Here is an 18011-nt window from a genome sequence, read left to right as displayed (position 1 = left end):
CCACCCGGTACGACAAACTCGCCCTCACCTACCGCGGAGGAGTCGTACTCCGAGCCATCACTATTTGGCTCAAAGAATTAGGAGACACGCCCTAGGGCCCTCCACTTTCATCCACCGTGGCCCCGAAGGCCACACTCAGCACCTCCGATAGACCCGCCACGGCGGGTCTATCGACGTTTAAGGGCCAGCCGCGACCTCCGGGCGGCAGTCCGCCCCTCGGGGGTAGGGTCCGCGGGTCCGATATGGGTGATTTCCCTCCACTTCCCACCACCGGTCAAGATCCTTTCAAACACAGGAAATTGTCAGGAAATTTACCGCGCTGAAGGGCCAAAATGGATTGACGGGGGAGGGATGTGGAGTAAAGTGGTGGTTATAAGAGTGTAGTGGTGCCGTGAGGTGCTTTCCGGATCGGATGGGCGGTAGCAGATGTTCCTTGGAACTCATCTGCCACGTCTTGATGAGAAGGGCAGGTTGATCCTCCCAGCGAAATTTCGTGATGAACTTTCCGACGGGCTGGTATTGACCAGGGGCCAGGAACGGTGCATCTACGTTTTTAGTCAGCGCGAGTTTGAACAGCTTCACGAGCAGATGCGGTCGGCGCCGCTGTCGTCACGGCAATCACGTGATTACAGCAGGGTTTTCCTGTCCGGTGCGTCCGATGAGGTTCCGGACAAGCAGGGGCGCATCACCATTCCGCAGGCGCTCCGCACCTACGCGGGCCTGGGTCGGGAACTGGCAGTAATTGGTGCGGGCAGCCGGGCCGAGATCTGGGACGCCGCAGCCTGGGACAACTACCTGGCGGAGAAGGAGAACGCGTTCTCCGAGACCGACGAGGAAGCACTTCCCGGGTTCTTCTAGAACACAGCAGGACCCAGCACCACCGAGGTAAAAGCAGGACAGCAGGATGGATTCTTGAACAAGATCTCCAGCCGCCCGGCGCACGTTTCACCTGGATCACCTTCCCCGGAGCCAGGCGGACACAGCGCCTGGTCGGAGGGGGATCTGGTCCAAGAAGCACAGACAAACCAATACGCAAGACCGAGGAAGGAGCGAACGGATGAGCGACGATCGCCCTACCGGTGAACGACACGTCCCGGTATTGCGTGAACGTTGCATCTCGCTCCTCGAACCAGCCGTCCTCGCGGCCGTTGCTGCGGGCCGCACCCCGGTGGTTGTTGACGCCACCCTGGGTATGGGCGGGCATTCCGAATCGATGGTGGAGCGGTTCCCACAGGCGCACCTCGTCGGCATTGACCGCGATCTGCAGGCCATCGCGCTTGCGGGTGAGCGGCTCGCATCCTTTTCCGGACGAACCGACCTGGTGCACGCGGTCTATGACGAGCTTCCTGACGTCCTGGAGGACCTGGGCATCGACTCCGTCGACGGGGTCCTGTTTGATCTGGGGGTCTCCTCCCTGCAGCTCGACGAGCGGGACCGCGGATTCGCGTACTCCTATGACGCCCCGCTGGATATGCGGATGGACACCAGTACCGGTCAGACCGCCGCCGACGTCGTCAATTCCTACCCCGAAGCCGAGCTGCTGCGAATCATCAGGGCCTGGGGTGAGGAGAAGTTCGCCGGCCGGATCGCCTCGGCAATCGTTTCCGCACGGCGGGAAACGCCCTTCACCTCCACCGGGCACCTGGTGGAGGTCATTCGGGCAGTGGTGCCCGCGGGGGCGGCCCGGACGGGTGGGCACCCCGCCAAACGAACCTTCCAGGCACTGCGGATCGAGGTCAACGAGGAACTGACGGTACTGACCCGCGCGGTTCCCGCAGCCATCGACGCACTCAACGTCGGCGGGCGGGTGGTGGCCATGTCGTATCACTCGCTGGAAGACAAGATCGTCAAGACCGCATTCACCGCAGGCACCCGGTCCTCGGCCCCCGCGGGTTTTCCCGTGGAGCTCGAGGAGCACAAGCCGTACCTCAAGTCGCTGACGCGGGGAACTGAAGCTCCCACCGAGCTGGAAATCGAAGAAAACCCGCGGGCCGCATCGGCGAAGCTGCGGGCCGTTGAACGTATCAAAAAAGAGTCTCGAAACACCAATGACAGGAATGCATCATGAGCCAGCAACTCGCTGAATCCTACGCGCCGCTGGCTACCCCACGCCTGCGAGGCGCATCGTCCCAGCAGGTCAGGACACCCTTGTCTCTGGTCCCGGCAGGCCCGGCCCGACGCCGGATCCCCTTCGCGGTGTTCAGCATGCTCGCCCTGGTCGGTGCCTTGGTTACGGTGCTGATGCTGAACATTTCAGTGTCGAGCAGCCAGTATGAGCTCGTTGATCTGCGAAACCAGCAGATCGCGCTGAGCCAGGAAAACCAGGCCCTCACCCAGCAGATGGAAGACCTCCAGGCGCCGCAGAACCTTGCCGCGGAAGCCAGGGAACTCGGCATGGTGGCTTCCCCGGGATTCGGCGCGATTGATGTAGATTCGATGAAAATTGCCGGTACCCCAGAAGCTGCTACGAAGGGTGGTGAGCCGTTGGCGCTGATCGCAGCACCCGACGTGTCCACCACCAGCGGGGCCGCTGCCGGAGCGCCAGCCGCCGACGCCTCAGCGGGGGATGCACCACCAGCACCCGCCGCTGATGAGGCTCCCGCGGAAGCCGAGGAGCCGGTCGTTCAGTCCGAGCAACCGCAGGCAATCGAACTCAACGGCGGGTCGATTCCCGCTCCCCAGCAAGGCACCGGCGGGTAATACGCACGATCACCGATCACCGGCAAGACACCGAAGGAAATTGAAGTGGCTACAGCAACAGAGCACGACAAATTCCGGGTGACTCTCGGCGCGAAGCGGCTACGGGTTGGCCTGGCCTTCGTCCTGATTCTGTTGCTGGTGCTCGGCGTCCGGCTGTTCCAGGTGCAGGCACTTGACCTGGGTGGAATGGCCCAGGTTGGTCTGAACAAGCGGCTGGAATCCTTCCCGGTGCAACCCGTACGCGGTGACATCCTTGACAGCAAGGGAAACTACCTGGCCCGGAGCGTTGAACGGTTCGACATTGTCGTCGACCAGAGGCTCGCCGAAGGTGACACCTTCGCACGGATCAACGCCGACGGCGACCGCGAAGAGGTCACCATGGACGAAGGGTTCGCCGAGCTGTCGGAGATCCTCGGCCAGGACGCGGCAGACTTAGAAGCGGCAATTATCGGGGACAAGAAGTTCGGCTACGTCGCCCGGTCGGTCACCCCCGAGGTGAAGAACAAAGCCCTGGCAGTGCGTATGCCCGGCGTCTACGCGGACGCGATCAGCCTCCGTACCTACCCTTCGGGGCCGGTTGCGGGGTCGATCGTCGGTTTTGTTGGCTCCGAGAACGAAGGGCTTGAGCTGACCCAGAATGACGTCCTCAAGGGGGAGCCGGGTAGACGCACCTTCGAGATCGGCGGCGACGGTATCCGCATCCCTTACGCCACCAATGAGGACGTTCCCGCCAAGGATGGCCAGTCCGTCAAGCTGACCATCGACCAGGATCTGCAGTGGTTCGCCCAGCAGACCATCGCCTCCCAGGTGGAGGAGTACAACGCCGAGTGGGGCAACATCGTGGTCGTCGAGGCGGACACCGGCGGCATAGTCGCCATGGCCGAGTCAACGACCATGGACCCGAACAATCCCGGTGCCACCGAACCCGAGTTCCGTAAACCCCTCTCGGTGACATCCTCGTTCGAACCCGGCTCCACGACCAAGCTGATCACCATGGCCGCGGGTCTGGAAGAGGGGATCATTGAACCCACCAGCGAGTTCCTGCTCCCCAATACGTACACGGTTGATAACCAGACCTTCAAGGATGCCTTCGAGCACGGCGAGGAACGGCGGACTGCCGCCGGCATTTTCGCCAAGTCAATGAACACCGGCACGGTCATGATCGGCGAACAGCTCACCAAGCAGCAACGCTACGACTGGCTGACCAAGTTCGGGATCGGCCAGCCCCTCGACGTCGGGCTGAACGGCGAAACCAGCGGCATCCTCGCCCAGCCGGAAGACTGGGACGACCGCCAGCAGTACACGGTGCTCTTCGGTCAGGGCCTCGCCCAGACTGCCCTCCATACCGCCATGGTGTACCAGACCATCGCGAACGACGGCGTCCGGTTGAAGCCGCGCCTGATCGACTCCTACATCGACCCCGACGGTACCGAGCACAAGGTCCCGCAGGACGAGGGGGTCGAAGTGGTCTCGACCGAAACCTCGGCGCAGCTCCAGAAAATGCTCGAAACCGTCACCGTGGATGGTTCGGGTGCCTCCGGAGCCCTGGACCAGTACCGGGTCGGCTCAAAAACCGGCACCGCCGAGGCCCCCAGCGCATCGGGCGGCTACGACGGGTTCACCCTCACCTACGCCGGCATGGCACCGATGGAGGACCCCGAGTACGTCGTGGTGATCACGCTGCAACGCCCGCAGGGTGACCTGTACTATCTGATCCCGGGGGAGTCCTTCCAGAAAGTCATGGAACAGGTGTTGAACGCGAGGAACGTCGCGCCGTCCACAGGCAAGCCCAAGACCTACCCCGTCGAGTACTAGCCCGGAGCAACACAAGTGCCAACAAATGAAGAACCCGCTGCGCAGCCCACTGAGGCGGCGCAGGCCGACGCGGGGATGCGCCCTGCCGAGGTGACCCCGGTCCCGCTGGACACCGCCTTCAGTCGTCTCCCCGCCGGGCTGCCGGCCATCCACCAGGTTCCTGCCGCCAGCCAAGACGACGGCGGTGCAGCCCGGGTTTCGGTCACAGGGGTGTCTATCGACTCGCGGCTGGTCCGCCCCGGCGACCTCTACATCGCCCTGCCTGGAACCGGCAGGCACGGCGCCTCCTTCACGGCACGGGCCCTGCACGCGGGAGCCGTGGCGGTACTCACGGACGAGTCGGGTCTGGCTGGGGCCGCTGATGCCGCCGGCGGCACCCCGCTGTTCCGCTCCGAGGACCTGCGGGCAATCGTGGGTCCCCTCTCGGCGATCATCTTCAACAGCCAGCCCACCGATTCCCCCCGACCCACCCTGTTCGGCGTCACGGGCACCAACGGGAAAACCACCACCACCTACTTCATCAACGCCCTGCTGGAGGGGCTGGGCCAGACCACCGGACTGATGGGAACCATCGAAATCCATGCCGGTGGGCAACCCATCGCCAGTGCGCTCACCACCCCAGAATCTCCGCAGGTGCATGGCATCCTCGGCCTGATGCGCGAGCGGGGAATCCAGACCGCGGCGATGGAGGTGTCCTCCCACGCTATCGAGTACCGGCGGATCGACGGCGTGCGGTTCGACGTCGCCGGTTTCACCAACCTGACCCAGGACCACCTTGACCTGCACGGCACCATGGACGAGTACTTCGCGGTCAAGGCTGCCCTGTTCCAGGCTGAGCTCTCACGCCGCGCGGTCGTCATCGTCGACGACCCGTGGGGCCGGAAACTGGTTGAGGAAGCCAGTAGCGACGTCGTAACGCTCAGCACCGATTCCAGCATGGCTCAGACCCAGGGGGCCGACTGGACGGTCGGCGACGTGGTACGCCACGGGCTCGGCCACCGGTTCACCCTGCGGGGGCCGTCGGGGGAACTCCTGCGCCTTCACTCAGGCCTGCCCGGAACGTTCAACATTTCCAATGCGGCCCTCGCCACGGTGATGGTGCTTGTCTCCGGAGTCGACCCCCACGAGCTGCAGCGGGCAGCCGACCGATCGGATCCGTTTTCGGCTGCCGTACCGGGGCGGATGCAGCTGATCGGTGACAGCCCGGCAGCGATCGTCGACTTCGCCCATAACCCTGACGCGCTGGCCCGCACCCTGGAATCGGTCCGACCACCAGCGGCGGGTGCCCGGCTGATCGTCGCCTTCGGCGCCACCGGCCAGCGGGACCAAACCAAACGACCCATCATGGGTGCCACCGCAGCCCGGCTCGCCGACGTCGTCATCGTCACCGACGACGACCCCCACGACGAGGACGAAGCAGAGATCAGGCAGGGCGTCCTCGCCGGCGCCCGGCAGGCACGCGACGCCGAAAACCTGGCCTGCGAGATTCTCGAGATCCACCCCCGCGCCGAGGCGATTGACCGCGCGGTGGCGATGGCGGGACCGACCGACACCGTACTGATCGCTGGCCGCGGCCACGAGGTCTGGCAGGAGGTCAAAGGTGTGAACCTGCCCCTCGACGACCGGGTGGAACTGGCCCGGGCGTTGACACGCCATGGATTCTCTGTCCATCCCAGCCACAAGATAGAATACTAGACCGTCATGATTGAACTAAGCGCAGCCGAAATCGCGGCAATCACCAGGGGTGCCTTGACCCCCGCAGCCGCAGCCCGGCAGACCCTCACCGTGACCTCCGTCTCAGTGGATTCCCGTGAGGTCCAGGCCGGCGGTCTCTTCGTCGCCAAGCCCGGCGAAATAGCCGACGGTCACCAGTTCGTGCCCCAGGCGTTCCGGAACGGGGCCGTCCTGGCCCTGGTGGAGCACCCGGTCCCGCAGGACCAGACCGACGATCCCGCCGACTACCCGGCCGTCGTCGTCGAAGACGTCATCCTCGCGATGGGTCGCCTCGCGGCCGAGGTGGTCCGGCGCCTGCGCGCCCACTCACCCCTGACCGTCATCGGCATTACCGGGTCCGCGGGCAAGACCACCACGAAGGACCTCCTGGCCGGTATTCTCGCTGATCAGGCTCCCACGGTGGCGCCGGTCGGTTCGTACAACGGCGAAGTGGGTGTTCCCCTCACCGTCTTCGGCGCGGAGTACGGCACCCGGTATCTCATCATCGAGATGGGTGCCACCAAGATCGGGCAGATCACCTACCTCGCAGAAATGGTGGCCCCCGACATCGGTGTGGTCCTCGGGGTCGGAAGCGCCCACGCCGGAGAATTCGGCGGCGTGGAGAACATTGCCCGGGCAAAGTCGGAACTGGTCCGTGCTCTCCCGGCGTCCGGAACCGCTGTGATCAACGCCGACGACGCCCGCGTGCTCGCTATGGAATCTGTCACCGCTGCGCAACGGCTCTACTTCACCTCCGACTCCTCCCAGCTTCCCGACGGCGGCCCGGCCGTCCGGGCGACGGCGGTCACCACCACTGCCGAGGGTCACCCCGCGTTCGACCTCGTGGTACCCACCGCCGACGGCGACACCACCCACCCGGTCTCGGCGAAGCTCATCGGCACCCACCAGATCACGAACCTCCTCGCCGCTGCGTCGGTGGCCACAGCCCTCGGCGTGCCCGGTGCCGACATCGCCGCGGCACTCTCCCGCCTGCAGGCCCAGAGCCGCTGGCGGATGGAACGCTCCGAACGGGCCGACGGCGTCACCATCATCAACGACGCCTACAACGCCAACCCCGAATCGATGCGCGCGGCGCTCCGCACCCTGGCTGAACTCGGCCGGGGACGGCGCACCTGGGCCGTGCTGGGGGAGATGCTCGAACTGGGGGAGGACTCCATCGCCGAGCACGACGCCGTCGGCCGGGTAGTGGTCCGCCTGAACATCACCAAGCTCCTCGTGGTCGGGATGGGCGCCCGCGCCCTCTACAACGGAGCAGTCCTCGAAGGTTCCTGGGGGGACGAGGTCCTCTTCGCCGCAGACGTCGCCGAGGCCGAGACGATGCTGGCCGCGGAACTGCAACCGGGGGACCTGGTGCTGTTCAAGTCCTCCAACGGCTCCGGGCTTCGATTCCTGGGCGATCGGATAGCATTGTCATCGACCGAAACACCCACCACTGCCATGCCTGGAACATCAGCGCCCGGCCCGACTGACCTCCAAGGGAGGCCGCAGCTGTGATTGCGCTACTGATCGGCTCCGCCATGGGGCTGGTGCTGGCCCTCGTGGGTACACCCCTGTTCATCCGCCTGCTGGTGAACCGCGGCTACGGACAGTTCATCCGCGACGACGGACCCACTGCGCACCACACCAAGCGCGGCACGCCGACCATGGGTGGCGCCGTCATTGTCGGCTCGGTTCTCCTCGCCTACTTCGTAACCCACCTCCTGATGATGATGGCGGGGGTGTCCACCGGACCGTCCGCGTCCGGACTGCTGTTGCTCATGCTGATGGTCGGGATGGGAATTGTCGGGTTTTTCGATGACTACATCAAGATCTCCAAGCAGCGCAGCCTCGGCCTGAGCGCGCCCGCCAAGATCGCAGGGCAGACGCTGGTCGGCGTCATCTTCGCCGTCCTCGCCCTGGGCTTCCCCAACGAGAACGGCAGGACCCCCGCGTCGACCGCCATCTCGTTCATCCGTGACACGTCGGTGGACCTGGCATTCGCCGGGACCATTGTCGGAGCGGTGCTCTTCGTCATCTGGTCCAACCTGATCATCACGGCCGCCAGCAACGGCGTGAACCTCGCCGACGGTCTCGACGGCCTGGCCGCTGGGGCGGCGGTCCTGGTGTTCGGCGCCTACATGCTGATGGGCATCTGGCAGTCCAACCAGAGCTGCGCCCTGGACGAGGTGTCCCGCAGCGTCTGCTACACCGTGCGCGACCCCCTCGACCTGGCCCTGATCGCCGGCACCATGTGCGGCGCGCTCGTGGGCTTCCTCTGGTGGAACACCTCCCCAGCGAAAATTTTCATGGGCGACACCGGGTCCCTCGCGATCGGCGGCGCCATCGCCGGCTTCGCCATCCTCTCCCGCACCCAGCTGCTCCTGGTGATCCTGGCCGGCCTGTTCGTCATGATCACCCTGTCGGTCATCATCCAGGTGGGCTACTTCAAACTCTCCGGCGGCAAGCGCGTCTTCAAGATGGCCCCGCTCCAGCACCACTTCGAGCTCAAGGGCTGGCAGGAAGTGACGGTGGTGGTCAGGTTCTGGATCCTGGCCGGGCTGTTCGTGGCAGTGGCGCTTGGAATCTTCTACGCCGAATGGGTAGTACTTCTATGACCGTGACCCCCGACCTCGACGCCCTGACCACCTGGGACTCCGACTGGGCGGGTATCCGGGTCGCCGTCACCGGGATCGGCCTCACCGGCTTCTCGGTGGCCGACACCCTGATCGAGCTCGGCGCCCGCGTCGTCGTCGTCGACGGATCAGCCACTGACGAGAACCGGGCCAAGGCCGACACCCTGACCATCGTCGGCGCCGTCGACGTCCTGCTCGGCGACGATCACGTTGCTGCGCTACCCCTGATCGACGGCAGCCTCCCGGACCTGGTGGTCACCTCACCCGGTTGGACACCTCAACAGCCCCTGCTCCTTGCCGCAGCCGACGCCGGCATCCCCGTCTGGGGCGACGTGGAGCTCGCCTGGCGGGTCAGGATCCGTGAGGGCCGGGCCACTGCGGAATGGCTGACCGTTACCGGGACCAACGGCAAGACCACCACCGTGACACTGGTGGAGTCGATGCTGCAGGCCGCCGGGCTCCGAGCGATTGCGGCAGGCAACATTGGCACCCCAATCCTCGATGCCATCAGGGACCCGCAGGGTTACGACTTCCTCGCCGTTGAACTCTCCAGTTTCCAGCTGCACTGGATCACCGCCATCTCCCCGCTGGCCAGCGTCTGCCTGAACGTCGCCGAGGACCACGTTGACTGGCACGGCGGATTCGACCAGTACACGGCCGACAAGGCAAAGATCTACGCCAACACGAAGGTCGCCTGCGTCTACAACGCTGAGCAGTCCGCCACCGAACGGATGGTGGAGGACGCCGAGGTCGTCGAGGGGTGCCGCGCGATCGGCTTCACCACCTCCACACCCATGGTGAGCATGCTCGGCGTGGTCGACAACCTGCTGGTCGACCGCGCGTTCATTGAACAGCGCAAGGATTCGGCCGTCGAGCTCGCAGCCATCACGGAACTCGGCGAACTGGTGCCCCGCCACCTGGTAGCCAACGCACTGGCCGCCGCGGCGCTGGTCCGCGCCGCCGGTGTGGCGCCGGCAGCGATCCGCACCGGAATCCGGAATTACCAGCCCACCGACCACCGGATCCAGTTGGTCTCCTCCCACGACGGAGTCCTCTGGATCAACGACTCCAAGGCAACCAATCCGCATGCGGCCGCCGCGTCCCTGGCGGCGTTCCACTCGGTGATCTGGATTGCCGGGGGACTGTCGAAGGGCGTCAATTACGACGAACTGGTGCGGACCCACGCCCGGCGGCTGAAGGCGGTGGTGCTGATCGGTGCGGACAGCTCCGACCTCATCGCCTCATTGCGCCGACACGCTCCGGATGTTCCGCTGATCAACGCTGGCACGGGAGAGACTGAAGGTGTGACGTTGGCCGACGAAACCACCACCGCGCCCCAGGGCGAGCAGGTGATGGAATCGGCGGTAAAGGAATCGGCACGGATTGCCATTGACGGTGACACCGTGCTGATGGCTCCGGCGGCAGCATCAATGGATCAGTTTTCCTCCTATGCTCACCGAGGTACCGCCTTTATCGAGGCAGTCCGCGTGATCGTGGAAGGGCAGGCGAAGACCGCAAAGGAGTTCTAATGGTCACCACGCCCACCCGGCCAGTCCGCCGGAAGCCGGTGATGCGTCAGCATTCCCGTTCTTCGACCCCAACCGCCACGGCATCCCCTGCCTCCGGCGAGCAGGCTACTTCCCCCGACGAAGCAGTCGCACCCGCGAAAGGCCTCCGCGCCCGCTTCGGCAAGTTCTGGACCTACCTCGAAGGAAGCGACAAGCAGGCCAGCGGCGCCAGCTACTACATGATCCTCGGGGCTGCCCTCGCCCTCACGGCGATCGGCCTCATGATGGTGCTCTCGGCATCATCCGTGGAAGCGATCGCCCGGGGAACCAGCGAATTCGACCTGTTCCTCCGGCAGGCCATCTGGGCTACCGGCGGGGTGCTCCTGATGTTGGTCCTGTCCCGGTTTGGCGCCCGTGTCTATCGGATGATGGCCTGGCCGGTGTTGGGGATCGCGGTGGTCCTTTTGGTGCTGGTGCTGGCGATCGGCTCGGACATTAACGGCAACCAGAACTGGATTCAGATCGGCGGCTTCACGATGCAGCCCTCCGAACCAGCCAAGCTGGCGCTGGCTATCTGGTTGGCCAATGTCCTGGCCCGGAAGGGGAGGCTGGTCAGGGACTGGAAACACGCGATGATTCCGGCTCTCCCTCTCGGCGGGCTTCCGATCGGGCTGGTCCTGCTCGGTGGTGATCTGGGCACTGTAATCATCCTGATGATGATTCTTGCCGCGGCCCTCTTCTTCGCCGGCGCCCCCATGAAAATGTTCATGGTCGCCGGGATCGCCGGGATCGCGGGTGCCATCGTGATGGTCCTGGCCAGCGGGAACCGGAGCGCCAGGATCAGCGCCTGGCTCCGGATCAACTGCGAAGACGGCCAGGACCTCTGCCTGCAGGCGGACAATGGGCTGTTCGCCCTGGCCTCCGGCGGCTGGTGGGGGGTGGGCATCGGGCAAAGCCGGCAGAAATGGAACTGGATTCCCCATGCCCACAATGACTTCATCTTCGCCATCATCGGTGAGGAGTTTGGCCTGGTAGGGACCCTCGTCGTCGTCGCACTCTTCGGCATCCTCGCGGTCGCCACCATCAGGGTTGCCCGCCGTTACACCGACCCGTTTGTGCGGATCCTGCTGGGTTCAATCCTGGTCTGGCTGATCGGTCAGGCCTTCGTCAACATCGGCATGGTCACCGGTGTGCTGCCCGTGATCGGCGTACCCCTGCCCTTCATCTCCTACGGCGGGTCGGCGCTGACCTTCACCCTCGCCGCCGTCGGGGTGCTCCTCGCCTTCGCGCGGAAGATGCCTCCCGCTCCTGTGACGGAAGCGCAAGGCGCCTCCGTCACCACCCTTCGTACCCCAGAAAGAGATTCCACAGCCCGATGAGCTCAAGTCCCCTCTCAGTGGTCCTGGCCGGCGGCGGTACCGCTGGCCACATCAGTCCACTGCTGGCCATCGCCCACGCCCTCGGCGAGCACGATTCAAGCATCCGCCTCACGGTGGTGGGCACCGCCGCCGGCATGGAAACCCGGCTGGTTCCGGCTGCCGGCTACCCGCTCGAAACCATCGACCGGGTCCCAATGCCCCGCCGTCCATCGATCGACCTGGTGAAACTGCCCGTGCGGCTGGTGCGCGCCGTCCGTCAGGCGTCCGCAGTGATTGATCGTGCCGGTGCCGACGTCGTCGTGGGGGTGGGCGGCTACGTCTCGACCCCCCTGTACCTGGCGGCGTGGCGGCGGAAGGTCCCGGTGGTTATCCATGAGGCCAACGCGCGGCCGGGGCTGGCCAACCGGCTGGGTTCACGGATCGCCACCTCGGTGGCCGCCGCGTTCGAGGGCACTGGCCTGCCCCGGGCTCGGGTGGTCGGCATGCCGATGCGCCGGAGCATCTCTACCCTGAATCGGGCGGACGCGCGTTCCGCGGCGCGGGCCGCGCTCGGGTTGAACCCGAGCCAGCCGGCCCTGATCGTGACCGGCGGCTCGTCGGGTGCCCTCAGCATCAATCGCGCCGTGGCGAATATCGTGCCTTTGCTCGCTGCCGAAGGGATCCAGTTGCTGCACATCACCGGTGGCGGCAAGCAGGTGTCCGGTGCCGACGGGCAGACCCTGCAGGCCGAGGGCTACCGCCAGGTCGAGTACGTCGATGACATGGAGACGGTCTACGCGGCAGCCGACCTCCTGCTCGCGCGGGCCGGGGCCGCCACCGTGAGTGAGGTCAGCGCCGTCGGCCTGCCCGCCGTATTCGTTCCCCTTCCGCACGGCAACGGTGAACAGCGCCGCAACGCCGCCGATCTGATTACTGCCGGGGGCGCGCTCCTGGTCGAGGATGCGGCACTGACCGCGGACTGGCTGCAGAAAGAGGTGTTCCCGTTGCTCAAGAACGAGGCGGCCCTGGCCGCGATGGCCGCTGCCAGCGCCAACCTGGGCATCAGGGACGCCGACATCCAGATGGCCCACCTGGTGGTCGCCGCTGCACGGAAGTCCGCGGCATGAGCGCCCCCGATCTGACACCGGGTGACCTGGGCCGGGTGCACTTTATCGGACTCGGTGGCGCGGGCATGTCGGCGGTGGCCCGGGTCCTGCTGGGCCAGGGCGTGCGGGTGTCCGGATCGGATGCCGCCGCATCGCCGACCCTCAGTGCCCTCGCCAGCCTCGGGGCCGACACCACCGTCGGCCATCAGGCTGGGAACGTTGACGGGGTGGACACGGTGGTGGTGTCCTCAGCCATCCGGGCCACCAACCCCGAGCTGGTGGCGGCCCAGCAGCGGAACCTGCGGATTCTGCACCGGTCGGAGGCTTTGGCCGTCGCGATGACCGGCCGGGAAGTGGTGGCCGTTGCCGGCACCCACGGCAAAACCACCACCACCGCCATGATCACCGTGATGCTGCAGTCCGCCGGACGGGAGCCATCCTTCGCCATCGGCGGCGACGTCGCGGCGCTGGGTGTGAACGCAGCCTGGGCTGACGGCTCCGTCTTCGTCGCCGAAGCAGATGAATCCGATGGATCCTTCCTTAACTATTCGCCACGGATCGCCGTGGTCACGAACGTCGAGGCAGACCACCTGGACCATTACGGCACGGCCGAGGCCGTCTACGAGGTGTTCGACCGCTTCGCCGCCCTGCTGCCTGCTGACGACGGCGTGCTCATCACCTGCCTGGACGACGACGGCGCCGCCGCCCTCGTTGCCCGGATCGGTGACACCCGCCGGACGCGGACCTACGGGTACTCGGAGTTTGCCGACGTGCGCATCGGTGAGACACACACCGCGGGCAGCGCCTCCACCAGCCTGCTCTCCTTTTCCGTGGACGGGCTCGACTGCGAGCAGGAACTGCGGTTGAGTGTCCCCGGTGCCCATAACGTGCGGAACGCTGCTGCGGCGTTCACCGTGGCGCTCGAACTGGGGGTGGATCCGGCCGCCGCAGCCGTGGGCCTTGCCGCCTTCACCGGCGCTGCCCGCCGGTTCGAAGCCAAGGGCACCGGGAGGGGAGTGCGGGTGTTCGACGACTATGCCCACCACCCCACCGAGGTGACCGCCGCGCTGCACGCCGCCCGCGCTGTCGCCGCCGGGCACGGCGTCCATGTGCTCTTCCAGCCGCACCTGTTTTCCCGGACCAGAGAATTCGCTGCCGAATTCGCGACGGCCCTGAACCTGGCCGACTCGGCCACCGTCCTGGACATCTACGCCGCCCGGGAAGACCCCACGCCAGCGGTGACCAGCCGGCTGATCACCGACCGGCTCACCGTGCCGGGCGGCTACCTTGCCGATCCCGCCGAGGCGGTGCAAGCGGTCGCCGCCCGTGCCGTCCCGGGTGACATCATCCTCACCATCGGTGCCGGCGACGTAACCCAGTACGGCGCCCACCTCGTGGCTGCCCTGACCGGGTCCGGCAATCCCACCGGTCCCTCATGAGCCGCAGAAAGCCAGCCCCGCCGGTGGTACCTGCCACCGACGTTCCGGTGAAGCCTGGGCCGGTGCGCGTCCCACGGGTCAACAGCAGCAAGGTTTCTCTCCTCGACACCCCCGATGACCCGTGGCTGCCGGCGGAGGACGACTCCCACAGTTCGGTGGTCGCATTTCCGACACCGCGCAAGAGCCGACGACGGCTGTACCTCATCCTCGGAATCACCACGCTGATCCTGCTGATTGGCGGACTGCTGGCCTACCTGATCTTTTCCCCGGCCCTGGCGCTCCGCAGCGTTGAGGTCACTGGCAACACCCTGGTGACCTCCGAGGAAGCCACCGAGGCGCTGGAGCCGCTGCTTGGCATTCCGCTGCCCCAGATCTCTGATGGGCAGGTCGAGGAACTCCTGGACGGCTTCGCTCCCATCGAGAGTGTCACGGTCGCCGCGGTTCCGCCGTCGGGACTGGCCGTCACCATCCGGGAACGCGTTCCGGTGGCCATCCTCCAGAGCAGTGGACAGTTCCTGCTGATCGACGAGGACGGGCGCCAGCTCGCCTCGGTGGAGGACCGTGAAGCGGTGCAGCTTCCCCTGATCGACGGGGGCACAGACGCGGTCAACAGTGAGGTGTTCTCCTCGATCGCTGCGGTCCTCGCCGCGTTGCCGGAGAGCATCCTGAACCAGCTGAATCACGCCTCGGCGGATTCGGTGGATTCGGTGGAACTCTCGCTCGCCAACGATCAGACGATCTTCTGGGGGAGTGCCGAGGAGAACGAGGCCAAGGCGCTGGTGCTCGAGGCGCTGTTGGGGGCCCCGCAGTCCGATCCGCCAGCCGAGGTTTTCGACGTGAGCACGCCGTCAAGTCCGGTCACCCGCTAAAGAAAAATCCGACACGCGGGTTCGGTCATTGCAGAAGCATGCACCTGCCCATAGCGTCTTGAATAGAAGTTACTTGACATAACATTGACTTTCAAGTTGAGAGTTAACGTTGGTCAAAGTGAAGGCTGGGAATACATCCAGCCGGACAAGCCCCACACTTAGCATTCGAACAAGGGACACAGGACCGTGGCAGCACCGCAGAATTACTTGGCCGTCATCAAGGTAGTAGGTATCGGCGGCGGTGGCGTGAACGCCGTCAACCGCATGATCGAGGTGGGGTTGCGTGGCGTTGAGTTCATCGCCATCAACACCGACGCGCAGGCACTCCTGATGAGCGACGCCGACGTCAAACTCGACGTAGGGCGGGAACTGACCCGCGGCCTCGGCGCCGGCGCAGACCCCGAGGTGGGCCGCCGCGCCGCCGAGGATCACGCCGAGGAAATCGAAGAAGTAATGCGCGGCGCGGACATGGTCTTCGTCACGGCCGGCGAGGGTGGTGGCACCGGCACCGGTGGCGCGCCCGTCGTCGCCCGCATTGCGCGCTCACTCGGCGCGCTGACCATCGGCGTGGTCACCCGCCCCTTCACCTTCGAGGGCCGGCGCCGGTCCAACCAGGCCGAAACCGGAATCGACACCCTCCGCGACGAGGTTGACACCCTGATCGTCATCCCGAACGACCGGCTGCTGTCCATCAGCGACCGCAACGTGTCGATGCTTGACGCTTTCCGCTCGGCCGACCAGGTACTCCTCTCGGGCGTGCAGGGCATCACCGACCTGATCACCACCCCGGGTCTGATCAACCTCGACTTCGCCGACGTCAAGTCAGTGATGCAGGGTGCGGGTTCGGCCCTGATGGGCATCGGCTCGGCCCGCGGCGAAGACCGCGCGGTCAAGGCAGCCGAACTGGCCATTGCGTCGCCGCTGCTTGAGGCATCGATCGACGGCGCCCACGGCGTCCTGCTGTCCATCCAGGGCGGATCGGACCTGGGCCTGTTCGAGATCAACGAGGCCGCACGCCTCGTCCAGGAAGTGGCCCACCCCGAGGCGAACATCATCTTCGGTGCTGTCATCGACGATGCTCTCGGAGACGAGGCCCGCGTGACCGTGATCGCTGCAGGCTTCGACCAGGTCGATGCCACTTCTCAGCCCAGCGCTCAGCTCTCCAAGCCGGTCTCCGCTCCGTCAGTGGGCGCCAGCGTGCCTGCCGCCGCCGCAGCCGTTCCCGCCTCGGCGGGCCTCGGAGCCTGGTCGCAGCGCTCACAGCAGTCCAACAACGTTCCCGCCGACTCAGGTTTCGACGTTGACCTGCCAGCTGTGGTTGAACCGGATTTCTCCTCGAGCCGGTCCGATGAACTCGACGTGCCGGACTTCCTGAAATAACAGCCGACACAGTGTTCTTCTGGCGCCAGGAAATCTACCCGGGCCGGTGGGCGGCCTTTTCGGATGCCGGGGCGGGCAATCTCGCACTCCATGTGGGGGACGAGCCCGCTTCGGTGCTTCGGCGCCGTGCGCAATTGGAGTCCGCCATGGACGTCCCGGCAGGTTCGTTGCGCTTCATGCACCAGACCCATTCCGCGCACGCGGTCGCGGTGGGGTCAGGGGATGACCGCAGCGCAGTAGTACCCGCAGACGCACTGATCAGCGACGACGGATCGGTTCCCCTGGCAGTCATGGTTGCCGACTGTGTCCCTGTGGTGCTTTCGTCCCGCGGGGGCGGCGGGGCGTCCGCCGTCGTCCATGCGGGCCGGCAGGGAATCCTTGGCGGCATCATCGAGAACACCGTCGCCCAGCTTCGCCGCCACGGTACCCAGGATCTGGTGGCGTGGATCGGCCCGTCCATCTGCGGTGACTGTTACGAGGTTCCCGCGGGTATGCGCGACGACGTCGCAGCGGTGGTCCCGGCTGCGTGGGCAACCACACGCTGGGGTACCCCCGGGCTCGATCTCCCGGCAGCGGTCGCGTCGCAACTACAGCAGGTGGAGGTGCAGGTGTTCCCAGTCGGCGACGATCCGGCACACCTGTGCACCCTGGACAACGAGTCCCTCTACTCTCACCGCCGCAGTCCCGCCTCCGGCCGGTTCGTGGGGCTGGTCTGGAACCAGTGACTGCTACCTCGCGGGCGGAGGAACTTACCGGGCGGCTGGCGGCAGTCCACCGGCGCATCGATGCTGCCCTGCTCGAATCCGGACGCACTGACCGCCCCCGGCTCATTGTGGTCACCAAGTATTTCCCGGTGGCCGACCTCAGGATCCTGGCTGAGCTTGGGGTAGCGGACCTCGGGGAGAACCGGGACCAGGAAGCATCCGCTAAAGCGCAGGAGCTTGCCGACCTTGGCCTGCGCTGGCACTTTATCGGTCAACTGCAAAGCAACAAAGCGCGATCCGTGGCGCGGTATGCGCACGCAGTGCACTCGGTGGATCGGGCCTCCCTGGTGAAGGCGCTCGGCAAGGGCGTTGCCGCCGAGCGGGAGACCAACCCCGAGGGTCGATCCCTCGACTGCTTCATCCAGGTTGACCTCTCGGGGGCCGACGGAGCCACCGAGGGTGTCAGCGGACACCAGCGCGGGGGAGCGGCCCCGGAAAAGGTCAATACGCTCGGACACCTGATCGAGGGCACCGACGGACTGTCCCTGGCCGGGGTGATGGCGGTTGCTCCACTGGGGCGAGAACCGCGGGCGGCCTTCGAGCAGCTCGCCACGATCTCCGCCCTGCTCCGCACCGAATTCCCCGCCGCCACGGGCATCTCGGCAGGCATGAGCGGGGATCTGGAAGCCGCGGTGGCGGTGGGCGCGACACACCTCAGGATTGGCTCTCAGGTCCTCGGTGAACGCCCGCCCTTGGGGTAGCGTCTGGGCTATACCTAACGAAATG

The 18011-nt window shown here is 65.9% G+C and carries 15 protein-coding genes; all 15 read left to right on the top strand.

Features of this window, described 5'->3' with window-relative positions:
• The first annotated feature begins 426 nt into the window (after positions 1-426).
• The 15 genes from mraZ (at position 427) to IWX64_RS15015 (ending at position 17986) form a co-directional block, all read left to right on the top strand.
• Complete coding sequence (gene mraZ / locus IWX64_RS15085) at positions 427-858, top strand: division/cell wall cluster transcriptional repressor MraZ (protein WP_196867950.1); 432 nt, start codon at positions 427-429, stop codon at positions 856-858.
• A 199-nt stretch (positions 859-1057) separates the two neighbouring features.
• Positions 1058-2068: a 16S rRNA (cytosine(1402)-N(4))-methyltransferase RsmH gene (gene rsmH, locus IWX64_RS15080; RefSeq protein WP_196867949.1), complete on the top strand. Its 1011-nt coding sequence runs from the start codon at positions 1058-1060 to the stop codon at positions 2066-2068.
• Positions 2065-2700 (top strand): hypothetical protein, encoded by a 636-nt coding sequence (locus IWX64_RS15075; protein ID WP_196867948.1) that lies wholly within the window; start codon positions 2065-2067, stop codon positions 2698-2700. Before rsmH ends, IWX64_RS15075 begins: the two co-directional genes overlap by 4 nt.
• Before the next feature lie 45 nt (positions 2701-2745).
• On the top strand, positions 2746-4515 hold the full coding sequence (locus IWX64_RS15070; protein WP_196867947.1) for a peptidoglycan D,D-transpeptidase FtsI family protein: 1770 nt from the start codon (positions 2746-2748) through the stop codon (positions 4513-4515).
• Between the two features lie 75 nt (positions 4516-4590).
• On the top strand, positions 4591-6210 hold the full coding sequence (locus IWX64_RS15065) for a UDP-N-acetylmuramoyl-L-alanyl-D-glutamate--2,6-diaminopimelate ligase (protein ID WP_196867951.1): 1620 nt from the start codon (positions 4591-4593) through the stop codon (positions 6208-6210).
• A gap of 6 nt (positions 6211-6216) precedes the next feature.
• Complete coding sequence (locus tag IWX64_RS15060) at positions 6217-7743, top strand: UDP-N-acetylmuramoyl-tripeptide--D-alanyl-D-alanine ligase (RefSeq protein WP_196867946.1); 1527 nt, start codon at positions 6217-6219, stop codon at positions 7741-7743.
• The gene (gene mraY / locus IWX64_RS15055; protein WP_196867945.1) at positions 7740-8843 is read left to right on the top strand and encodes a phospho-N-acetylmuramoyl-pentapeptide-transferase; all 1104 of its coding nucleotides are present in this window, start codon (positions 7740-7742) and stop codon (positions 8841-8843) included. Before IWX64_RS15060 ends, mraY begins: the two co-directional genes overlap by 4 nt.
• Positions 8840-10390 (top strand): UDP-N-acetylmuramoyl-L-alanine--D-glutamate ligase, encoded by a 1551-nt coding sequence (murD, locus tag IWX64_RS15050; protein WP_196867944.1) that lies wholly within the window; start codon positions 8840-8842, stop codon positions 10388-10390. Before mraY ends, murD begins: the two co-directional genes overlap by 4 nt.
• Complete coding sequence (ftsW, locus tag IWX64_RS15045) at positions 10390-11748, top strand: putative lipid II flippase FtsW (RefSeq protein ID WP_334683336.1); 1359 nt, start codon at positions 10390-10392, stop codon at positions 11746-11748. Before murD ends, ftsW begins: the two co-directional genes overlap by 1 nt.
• Positions 11745-12854 carry an undecaprenyldiphospho-muramoylpentapeptide beta-N-acetylglucosaminyltransferase gene (gene murG / locus IWX64_RS15040; protein WP_196867943.1) on the top strand — a complete coding sequence of 370 codons (1110 nt, stop codon included), beginning with the start codon at positions 11745-11747 and terminating at the stop codon, positions 12852-12854. Before ftsW ends, murG begins: the two co-directional genes overlap by 4 nt.
• Positions 12851-14272 carry a UDP-N-acetylmuramate--L-alanine ligase gene (gene murC, locus IWX64_RS15035; protein WP_196867942.1) on the top strand — a complete coding sequence of 474 codons (1422 nt, stop codon included), beginning with the start codon at positions 12851-12853 and terminating at the stop codon, positions 14270-14272. The genes murG and murC overlap by 4 nt, the downstream gene beginning before the upstream one ends.
• Entirely contained in the window at positions 14269-15141 is an 873-nt protein-coding gene (locus IWX64_RS15030; protein WP_196867941.1) for a cell division protein FtsQ/DivIB, read from the top strand. The genes murC and IWX64_RS15030 overlap by 4 nt, the downstream gene beginning before the upstream one ends.
• Positions 15142-15327: 186 nt before the next feature.
• Positions 15328-16521 carry a cell division protein FtsZ gene (gene ftsZ, locus IWX64_RS15025; RefSeq protein WP_196867940.1) on the top strand — a complete coding sequence of 398 codons (1194 nt, stop codon included), beginning with the start codon at positions 15328-15330 and terminating at the stop codon, positions 16519-16521.
• Between the two features lie 11 nt (positions 16522-16532).
• Positions 16533-17246, top strand: coding sequence for a polyphenol oxidase family protein (locus tag IWX64_RS15020; protein WP_196867939.1), 714 nt, complete (start codon positions 16533-16535; stop codon positions 17244-17246).
• On the top strand, positions 17243-17986 hold the full coding sequence (locus tag IWX64_RS15015; protein WP_196867938.1) for a YggS family pyridoxal phosphate-dependent enzyme: 744 nt from the start codon (positions 17243-17245) through the stop codon (positions 17984-17986). The genes IWX64_RS15020 and IWX64_RS15015 overlap by 4 nt, the downstream gene beginning before the upstream one ends.
• The last annotated feature ends 25 nt before the right edge of the window (positions 17987-18011 follow it).

The sequence above is a fragment of the Arthrobacter sp. CAN_A212 genome (assembly GCF_015752345.1).
Taxonomy (GTDB): Bacteria; Actinomycetota; Actinomycetes; order Actinomycetales; family Micrococcaceae; genus Arthrobacter_D.
Note: the sequence above shows the minus strand (reverse complement) of the source record. Positions and strands in the feature narration are given on the sequence as shown.